The organism is Streptomyces sp. CBMA291 (assembly GCF_014596525.1).
GTDB lineage: Bacteria > Actinomycetota > Actinomycetes > Streptomycetales > Streptomycetaceae > Streptomyces.
In genome coordinates, this window is record NZ_MSJP01000029.1 from 1 (window position 1) to 9,478 (window position 9,478).

Genomic DNA, 9,478 nt, shown 5'->3' on the forward strand with positions numbered 1-9,478 from the left:
CTGGATGTCGGGGCGGCGGCCCGCGGCGGGGCGCAGGACGGGGATGAGGATGCCGGAGGCGGCGCTGCGTTCGGCGGTGGCCTCCTCGTCGAGGGTGCCCTCGCCGGAGGGGGTCGGCCGGGGCGCGAGGGTGGCGGTGGCGGTGCCGCCGTCCGGGGCCGTGGTGCCGCCCGGTGCCGGGGTGCCGGTGCCGGAGCCGTCGCCGGTCTCGGACGGTCCGGGCGTGGGGTCGTTCTCCCCGGCGGGGGCGTCCTGCTGCCCCTTGCCTTCGCCGCCCCGGACCACCGAACCGAAGGTGGTGGTCCCCTGCCTGCCGCTGAAGTCCTCGTCCGCGATCAGCTCGTAGGCGGTGATGCCGCCCATGGCGACGCCGAAGACCAGGGCCGCGGCGACGGCCGGACGCTTCCAGCCCCGCATCCGGGTGCCGTGGGTGGTCGCCGTGCCGAATTCCTCGTCGTACGGCGCGGGTGCCTGGACCGTGCCCAGCATCAGGGTGTGGTCGTCGCGGGGCGCGGCCGGGACCGGGACCGGGACCTGCCGGGCCTTCGGCTTGGCGGCGGTGGTCACGTCCCGCATCTGCTCGCCGGTACGCCGGAAGAGGTGCTGGAAGACCGGCCCGCCGCAGGTGGCGATGACGCTGATCAGACCGGCGCCGACGATCGTGCCGTACACGCCGAGGGTGGAGGCGAGCTTGGCGGCGATGACCGCGGCCACCGCGCTGCCCGAGACCTGGGCCACGCTCAGCTCGATCCGCTTGCCGTCCTTCTTGCCGCCCTTGCCGCCGCTGTCGCCGTTGCCGCCCTTCGCGTCGTCGCCCTCGGCGGCGCCCTCGCTGTCCGTGCCGGTGCCCGGCCTGTGACGCATCTCCAACCCCTGACGGTTCTTCCGTTCGTCTTGCACCCAGAAGGGACAAACAGGCGAAGCGAATAGTTCCGTTTCTGCTGTTTCTGTGAAGAGCGCCACGTGAGGGGGCGGATCGCCGACACTCAACTCCCGTACGGTCCGAGAAGTTGAGCGGCGCGCCTGTCCACCCAAGTGGCCCGAATGGAGTACATTGACGAACCCTGGGTCCGGTCGCCTTCACGGGTGCCCTGGATCAAGGGGAAGAGAGCCGGAGACGGCACTCGAAAACCGGCGGCGCCACGTGCATCGCATGAAGACCGGAACGCGGGGTGCCGCATTGTCACTCGGTGTAGCTATCCTGGTCAACGTGCCACGCGGCGTTCCAGGGTCCAGGCCCGACACGCCGGGCAACTCGGCAAGGTAGTGGCAGGCTGAACCCGGGCAGGCCACACTCGACTAGCGGAAGCAGCGACGCACGTGACGTCGGCAGGCACCACCCGGGAGGTCCCCATGCCCGAACTGCGTGTCGTGGCCGTCTCAAACGACGGCACACGACTGGTGCTGAAGGCTGCTGACAGCACGGAGTACACGCTTCCGATCGACGAGCGGCTGCGCGCCGCCGTGCGCAACGACCGTGCGCGCCTCGGCCAGATCGAGATCGAGGTGGAGAGCCACCTCCGCCCCCGGGACATCCAGGCGCGGATAAGGGCGGGTGCGTCCGCCGAGGAGGTCGCGCAGCTCGCCGGCATCCCCGTCGACCGGGTCCGCCGCTTCGAGGGTCCCGTGCTCGCCGAGCGTGCCTTCATGGCCGAGCGTGCCCGCAAGACCTCCGTCCGCAGGCCCGGCGAGAACAGCGGACCGCAGCTCGGCGAGGCGGTGCAGGAGCGGCTGACGCTGCGCGGCGCCGACAAGGACACCGTGCAGTGGGACTCCTGGCGGCGCGACGACGGCACCTGGGAGGTGCTGCTCGTCTACCGGGTCGCGAGCGAGGTCCACACGGCCAGCTGGACGTACGACCCGCCCCGGCGGCTCGTCCAGGCGGTGGACGACGAGGCGCGCGCCCTGATCGGCGAGACCGACGACACGATCGCCGCCTCGCCTGAGCCCAGCTTCCCCTTCGTGCCGCGCATCGCCCGGCTCCCCCGGGACCGGCCGCTCGACCGCGCCCTCGACCGGCAGCTCGACCACCGGCAGCCGGAGCGGCCCGCCGCCTCCGCAGAGCCGGAGGAGGAGCGCGACTCCCTGACGAGCCTCCTGGAGGCCGTGCCCAGCTTCCGCGGCGACATGATCGTGCCCGACCCGCCGGACAGCGAGCCGACGGAGGAGACCGAGGCGGAGGAACCGCCCGCGACGGCGGCATCGGCGGGCGCCGGTGCGGCGTACGCGGATGTGCTGATGCCCCGCGCGGTCTCGGGCCACCGGGACCGGCTCACCGGCACCACCGACCGCCAGGCCGAAGCGGACGGCGTCCGACCGGGCCGCCGCGCGGCGGTGCCCAGCTGGGACGAGATCGTCTTCGGCACCCGCCGGAAGAAGCAGCAGGACTGACCTCGGGAGACGGACTCCTCGTACGGGGTGTGCGGCCGAGCAGTTCGTACGGGGTGTCCGTGCGAACTGTTCGAATGAGGAGTTCGCACGAGCCGCCGCCTGAGTGGTTCGTGCGAATGCGTATGAGCGGTCTGTACGAGGAGAAGGCCCGCGTCCGGTGGGGACGCGGGCCTTCGTTGTGCGCGGGGCCTGTCCCTACCGGGGTTCCGGGCCCGTCGCCACCGGGCGGGCCGGGTCGGAGGACCAGTCCGACCAGGAGCCGGCGTAGAGCGCGGACGGGATGCCCGCGATCTCCAGGGCCAGGACCTCGTGGGCGCCCGACACGCCCGAGCCGCAGTAGACCGCGACCGGGGTGTCCCCGTCGGCGCCGAGTGCGGTGAAGCGGTCCCGGAGCGCGGCCGCGTCCAGGAAACGTCCCTCGGCGTCGACGTTCTCGGTGGTCGGGGCCGAGACCGCGCCCGGGATGTGCCCGCCGACCCGGTCGATCGGCTCCACGTCGCCCCGGTAGCGCTCGGCCGCCCGCGCGTCGAGCAGCAGCCCCGAGCGGGCGAGCGCCGCCGCGCCGTCGGCGTCGAGCAGCCCCAGACCGCCCGGCTCCGGCCGGAAATCGCCGGTCTCCGGTGCCGGAGTCTCCTTCGAGAGTTCCCCGGTCCAGGCCGCGAGCCCCCCGTCGAGCACGCGCACGTCACCGTGGCCCGCCCAGCGCAGCAGCCACCAGGCGCGGGCGGCGCCCCAGCCGAGACCGCCGTCGTAGACGACGACCGGGGTCCCCGCCGAGACACCCGCGCGGCGCATCACCGCCCCGAAGGCCTCCGGGTCCGGCAGCGGATGACGCCCGCCCTTGCCGGGCACGCCCGCGAGTTCCTCGTCCAGATCGACGTAGACGGCTCCCGGCAGGTGCCCGGCCTCGTACGCGGGCCGGCCGGGAGGGCCGCCCAGGGTCCAGCGGACGTCCAGGAGAACCGGAGGCCGAGGACCGGCCGACTCGCTCAACAGTTCGTTTGCGGTGATGATGGGCTTCATGGGGTCATCCTCGCGCAGCCGCACGGCCGCGGAGGGCGAACCACGCGTCCGCCCCGCGTCACCCCGACGGGATCGGGCCACCCTCCGGTGCGGCCCGGCAGCGTCACGGCCCCGGCGGTGGCACCATCGAATGGGGGCCACGGCCACGACGATGGTCCGAGAAGAGAGGCACGATGACCGAGGCGACTCGGCGGACACCCGGCACGCCCTGCTGGGTGAGCCTGATGGTGCACGGGCTGGACGCCACCCAGGAGTTCTACGGCGCGCTCTTCGGCTGGGAGTTCGCACCCGGCCCCCTCCATCTCGGCCCGTACGTCCGGGCGCTGCTCGACGGCAGGGAAGTGGCGGGCATCGGCCAGCTGCCGCCCGACCGGCATCTGCGGATCGCCTGGACCCCGTATCTGGCGAGCGCCGACGCGGACGAGACGGCCGAGAGCATCCGCTGCTGCGGCGGCACGGTGGCGGTGGGCCCGCTCGACGCGGGCGAGGCCGGTCGGATGGCGATCTGCTCCGATCCCGTGGGCGCGGTCTTCGGCGTCTGGGAGGCGGAGGCGCACCACGGCACGGCGGAGGCGGGCCCGCCCGGGACCCCGGTGTGGAACGAGCTGCTGACGTACGAGACGTCCTCGGTCGGCAAGTTCTACCGGACGGTCTTCGGCCACGAGGTGGATCCGGTCGTCTCCGCCGACCACGACTACGCGACCCTGCGGGTGGACGGGGTCCCGGTGGCCTCGCTGCTCGGTGTCGGCGACGCCCTGCCCCGCGACCGGGGCCCGCACTGGATGACGTATTTCGAGGTCGCGGACGTGGACGAGGCCGCCGGGCTCGCCGTGGACCTCGGCGGCCGGCCGCAGCGCCCGCCGCATGAGACCAGGGCGGGCCGGGTGGCCCAGGTGACGGACCCGGAGGGCGCGGTCTTCGCCCTGATCACCTCGTCCACGCCGTAGGCCGCTCGGGTCGTCCACGCCGTGCACCGCACGGGCGGAGAGGCCCGGCACCGGGAGGGTTCGGCCCCGGTCCCGCGCGTCCCCTCCGCTTCGGCTGTACGCCTTCCCGGCTCCCCGGCTTCCCGGCTTCCCGGCTTCTCAGTTTCGGCGTGAGCGGGCCAAGGGGCTGCGGAGGCGGCCCGGGGTGGCCGGGCGGGGCGGGGGGCCGCCGGGGAGGCCGAGGTCGGTGAGGCGCTCCGGGGTGAAGTGATGCGCCGTGCCGGGTTCGGCGTGGTGGGCGGCGAGGAAACGGGCGGCCTCCTCGCGAAGACCCGGGTGGATCTTGTGGCGCATGCAGTAGCCGACGGCCCTGACCAGGGGTGTCAGCGAGGCGGGGGCCCGCCCCGGGACGGTGGGCGGCTCGTCGCCCGCCAGGTCGGGGACGAGGTGGTCGACGATGGTGAGCGGGATCCGGTTGCTGTTCTCGAAGGGGGTGAGCCGGGCGAGTACGTCCTCCGTGCCGACGCGGGCGATGGGGATGCCGTAGTAGACGGCGGCGGTGAGCATCGCCGTGGAGAAGCAGCCGACGACCAGCTTGAGCCCGCTGCGCTCGTAGAACGTCTCGGCGAGCAGCGGCCCGTCGAGGACGGTGAGGCGCGTCCCGGTCCGCTCCGCCTCCTCGTGGAGGGCCCGGGAGTAGCCCGCGGGCGCGCTGGGGTGCGGCTTGAAGACCACCGAGCGGTGCCCGGCGGCGATGGCTCCGCGCAGCATCCGCAGATGCAGTTCCTCTTCCTCCTCGGGGGTGAGGAGCGCGAGGGCGGCGAGGTACTGGCCGAGCAGGAGGGCGGTGGGGCGGGCGTCGGCGGCGCGGGCGATGTCCCGGTCGTCGGCCGCGTCCCGGGCGATCTCGGTGAGGACCGCGCGGAAGGCGTTGTCCGGGACCAGCTCGGGCTCCACGCCGTACTCGCTCAGGAGGAGCGGGCGCAGCCCGGGGACCAGGTCGAGGTGGAGGACCCGGCGGATGCGGCAGGCGATCGACTGGGCGAGGTCGGAGCGGGTCGGGCCGTAGCTCATGAGGCCGTCCGCGTAGACGTGGAGGGAGCTTTCGGGGAAGGTGCCGGCCAGCGCCTTGGCGGGGTTGACCTGGATGGACTCGACGACCAGTTCCACCGGGGCGGTGCCGAGGCCCCAGGCGGTGCGCAGCACGCGCTGCCAGAGCGGCGCCTCCTCGGGGCGGGGGGCCCAGGCGGCCGGGTGGTACGGGTGGATCGTCGCGTTCCAGTCGAGGGTGCCGTCGAAGCGGGCGGCGATCCGCTCGTAGCCGGTCATGGACTCCAGGCGCAGCGCGGTCTCGGGGATCTCGGTGTTGTGCGAGAGCAGCAGGAGCCTGCGGTGGTCGGCGCGGGGGCCGAACTGTCCGGCGTCGAGCGCCGCCGCGAGGGTGGCGGCGCCGTAGAGGGTGGACACCTGGAAGATCTGGACCGGGCGGTCGTCGGGCGCGGAAGCCTCGTCTGCGGGAGCCATGGGTCAGGCGGTCCTTCCGGTGTCGCGCAGGCTCCGGAGAAGGGTGCTGCGGCGGGTGTCCATCGTGTCCAGGGTCTCGTCGAGGAACCGCTGGGGCATACGGTGCAGGGCGTCGGCGACATCGGTGCGGAGCCGTCGGGCGACGTCGGGCTCGTAGGTGTCGACCTTGCCCATGTGGAAGGCGATCATCGCGCAGTAGGTGCGGATGGCCTTCGGGAGGAAGCGGTCCGCCTCGGCGTCCCGGGAGACCTCGTCGAGCAGGAGGTCGTACGAGGGGATGAAGTCGAGCTGCCGGTTGTCGGTGATCTGGGTGAGCGAGGTGGTGACGCCCCGCCGGTAGAAGACCCCGTGCAGGGAAAGCGCGGCGAAAGTGCGTGCCTTGAGGTGGAGTCGCCAGATCCAGAGGCGGTCCTCGGCCGTTCTGAGGGAGGTCTCGAAACGCGATGCGCCGTTTTCGAAAAGGCCCGCGCTGTAAATGCCGAAGGGGACGAAGGGATAGTCGACCATCGTCACCATGTCGGCGGGCGAAATGCCGTCCCTGGGGTCCATCACGGTGTCGCGGCGCTTGGCGGGGGCGTAGCGGATCTGCCGCTTCCGGCCCTCGGAGAGGACGTGGTCGGTGCGGGCGAAGTCGCAGCCGAGACGGTCGATGCCGGTCACGGTGGCGCGCAGGTGGCCGGGGGCGTACCAGTCGTCGCCGTCGAGGAAGGTGAGGTAGTCGCCGCGTGCCGCGTCGATTCCGGTGTTCCGTGCCTGGGCGACGCCCTGGTTGGTCTCGTGCCGGATGACGGTGGCGTTGGGCAGTCGGTCACGCCAGCGGTCGAGGATGTCGGGGGTGTCGTCGGTCGAGCAGTCGTCGACGAGGAGGAACTCGAATTCGGGGTCCGCGTTGTTCGCCAGACTGCGCAGGGTGTCGGGGGCGTACGGCCCGACATTGTGGAACGGTACGACGACGGACAGTTTCGGCACGCGAAATCCCCAACTGAATCGAACAATGAAATGCCGTTACGGCGGGCAGAGTAACCCCGGGGTTTTCCGGGTGGACGAGCCGTGCGTGGACCCCCGGTGAACTCTTGTCGTCCTCCGTGGAAAGCCCGTGCGCGCGGGGCGTCATCGGCGGGTCCTGCGCCGGTGCAGGACCCCGGTGGCGGTCAGGGCGAGCAGGGCGGCGGTTCCGACGGCTCCGCCGAGGAGGACGCCGGGGGGCCGGAAGGAGCAGCCGACCGTGGTCGCCCGGCCGTCGAGCGGGACGGCGAGCAGTCCTTGGTACGAGCGGGCGGGGCGGGGCTCCGCGTCCCCTGCGGCGCACCGCCAGCCGGAGGTGCGGGGGACGGCGAGGACGGCGGTCCCGGTGCTGCCGGGGGGCAGTTCGGCGGTGAGCGTGTGGCCTCCGGCCCGTACCCGGGTGGCGCCGGTGGCGGTCAGTTCCCATACGGCGGTGTCGAGCCGGTCCCGGACCAGACAGCCGACCGGCTGCCGGGGCAGCCTCGGCCGGGTCTCGGAGGTCAGCTCGATCCGGACCTCGCCGGTGGCGGGGACGGCACCGAGGGGGCGCATCGGAGCGCGGACGGAGGGCGGCTTGCCCTCGAACTCCACCGGCGGCTCCCCCGCGAGGGTGGCCGTGCCCCGGTATTCGGGTCCCCAGAACCAGAGCCGGGAACCGGCCGGGCAGCGGGCGGTGAGGACGCGTCCGGTGCGGGTGACGGGCGGCAGCTCGTAGACGGAGGCGCCGAGGAGGCGTTCCTGGACGGCGAAGGCGGAGTCCCCGGGGTGACCGGCGGGCCGTCCCGGGCGCCGGACGGTGACGAGCGGCGGCACGGGGGTGGTGGTGACGGAGACGGTCGCGCGGGGTGGTTCGTCCTGGCGCAGGGGGCCCGTCGGCACGGAGCGGATGCGGGTGCCGATGGAGAAGATGGCGTCGGTGACGGGGTTGTCGAGGGTGACCGGGTGGCGGCCCTTGGCGTAGTGGCCGAAGCCCAGGCCGTCCAGGGTGCGGGAGGTCGCCTCGGTGGTGAGGCTGCTGTAGTAGTCGGGGCCCTGGCCGCCGACGAGGAGGACGTCGTTGCCGCCGGGGACCTCGCCGGGGTCCGTACGGTACCGGGGCCAGGCGTCCGCGCGGGCCGTCGCCTCGGCCACGGCGGTGTGCCAGGGGCCGATCCGGGGCGACCAGGAGACCTCGGCGCGCCGCTGCTCCTCGATCCGCTTGCCGGTGACGAGGGCCTCGCCGCCCTGTGCGGCGACGAGCAGGGCCACGGCCAGGACGGGCAGCAGGCGTGCGGGGCGGTGTACGGCGCGGAGGGCGAACGGGACGGCGGCGAGGGCCAGGACGGTGGCGGCGGCGACGGCGGGGTAGGTCCACCGGTCGATGTCCACGCTTCCCCTGGCCGTCCAGGCCAGCGCCCCGAACAGCGCGCCGCCGCCGAGGAGCGCGGCAGGGCGGGGCACTCCCCCGGCGGCCGAGAACCAGGCGGCGACGAGCAGCAGCCCGCACAGGACGAAGGTCTGGCGGTACGGGATGCCGTTGGGCGAGGCTCCCGCGTGCCAGAGGAGATGGGTGGGTTCCCACTGGAGCGAGAGCGTGACCAGGACGATCGCGGTCGTCAAGACGGCCCGGACGCGCGGGGCGACGGCCCGGTTGAAGGGCAGGGTGAGGGCGAGGAGCAGGGCGGGCGTGCCGATGAAGAGCGCGGGACTCTCGACGCTCGCGGTGGCGGGCAGGAAGCGGGCGAGGAGGTCCGTCCAGGAGGCGGGCGCGAAGGTGGTCTCGGGGGTGGGGTCGGCGCCCCGGGTGGCGAGGAAGATCACCACCACGAGGGGCGCGGCGAGCCCGATGCCGAGGAGCACCCCGCGTGCGGCACGCAGGGCTCCGGCGATCCGCTGCCGGGCGGTGGCGCTCTCCTCCGCGGTGAGGAGCCGTACGACGAGGAGGACGGCGGCGCCGATCGTGGCCATGTACGCGGTGTAGAAGTTGGCGATCCAGGCGAGGGCGACGACCAGGGGGCCGAGGACCGGACGGCGGGCGGTGCGGGCCCATTCGCCGACCAGACAGAGCAGCGGGAAGGCGACGAGCCCGTCGAGCCACATGGGCACGGTGGCGCCGTAGTCGAAGGTCCAGCCGGAGAGGGCGTACGCGGTGCCGAGCACGGCGGCGAGCGGCCAGGGCCCGGGGCGCAGTCGCAGCAGCAGGAGGGCCATGGCGGCACCGGCCGCGGCGATCTTGGCGGTGGTGATGGCGTAGAGGGCGAGTTCGGGCTGATCCGCCGGGAAGAGGACGACGAGCAGGTCGAAGGGGCTGCTCAGGTAGGTGCCGATGTCGCCGAGGAAGTTGGCGCCGAAGCCGGAGTTCCAGTTGAGGAAGGCGTCGCCGTGGGTCTCGCCGAGGAGGAAGGAGCGCCAGTAGGCGTGGAAGGGCAGGTACTGCTGGCCGAGGTCGACGGTGTTCCTGGTCACCGGCCCGAAGGGGTGGCTGCGGGAGAGCCGGGTGGCGAGACAGAACAGGACGGCGGTGAGCAGGGCGGCGGCGAGGGGGGCGGCGGTGGCCGGGGCGGGCCCTCGGCGGCCGGTGGGGGCGGGCCCTCGGCGGCCGGTGGGGGCGGGCCCTCGGCGGCCGGTGG

General features: G+C 73.6%; 7 protein-coding genes. 2 read left to right on the top strand and 5 right to left on the bottom strand.

Translation table 11 applies throughout. The features are described 5' to 3' along the window. Positions 1–870: hypothetical protein (locus tag BU197_RS08145; RefSeq protein ID WP_411158462.1), on the bottom strand; the 870-nt coding region annotated here is incomplete at its 3' end. Positions 871–1,320: 450 nt separating this feature from the next. On the opposite strand from BU197_RS08145, the gene sepH reads away from it, so the two are divergent. Further along, positions 1,321–2,391, top strand: coding sequence for a septation protein SepH (gene sepH / locus BU197_RS08150; protein WP_188267552.1), 1,071 nt, complete (start codon positions 1,321–1,323; stop codon positions 2,389–2,391). Positions 2,392–2,586: 195 nt separating this feature from the next. Here sepH and BU197_RS08155 read toward each other — a convergent pair whose 3' ends face one another. Further along, complete coding sequence (locus BU197_RS08155; protein WP_188267553.1) at positions 2,587–3,414, bottom strand: sulfurtransferase; 828 nt, start codon at positions 3,412–3,414, stop codon at positions 2,587–2,589. Positions 3,415–3,587: 173 nt separating this feature from the next. Here BU197_RS08155 and BU197_RS08160 point away from each other — a divergent pair, with 173 nt between their 5' ends. Continuing rightward, positions 3,588–4,361, top strand: a complete 774-nt coding sequence (locus BU197_RS08160; protein WP_188267554.1) for a VOC family protein — start codon at positions 3,588–3,590, stop codon at positions 4,359–4,361. Between the two features lie 138 nt (positions 4,362–4,499). On the opposite strand, the gene BU197_RS08165 is transcribed toward BU197_RS08160, so the two are convergent. The 3 genes from BU197_RS08165 to BU197_RS08175 form a co-directional block, all read right to left on the bottom strand. Then, positions 4,500–5,864, bottom strand: a complete 1,365-nt coding sequence (locus tag BU197_RS08165; RefSeq protein ID WP_188267555.1) for a polysialyltransferase family glycosyltransferase — start codon at positions 5,862–5,864, stop codon at positions 4,500–4,502. A gap of 3 nt (positions 5,865–5,867) precedes the next feature. Continuing rightward, positions 5,868–6,833: a glycosyltransferase family 2 protein gene (locus tag BU197_RS08170; protein ID WP_188267556.1), complete on the bottom strand. Its 966-nt coding sequence runs from the start codon at positions 6,831–6,833 to the stop codon at positions 5,868–5,870. A gap of 141 nt (positions 6,834–6,974) precedes the next feature. Then, positions 6,975–9,377 (bottom strand): YfhO family protein, encoded by a 2,403-nt coding sequence (locus BU197_RS08175; RefSeq protein WP_188267557.1) that lies wholly within the window; start codon positions 9,375–9,377, stop codon positions 6,975–6,977. Positions 9,378–9,478 lie beyond the last annotated feature (101 nt).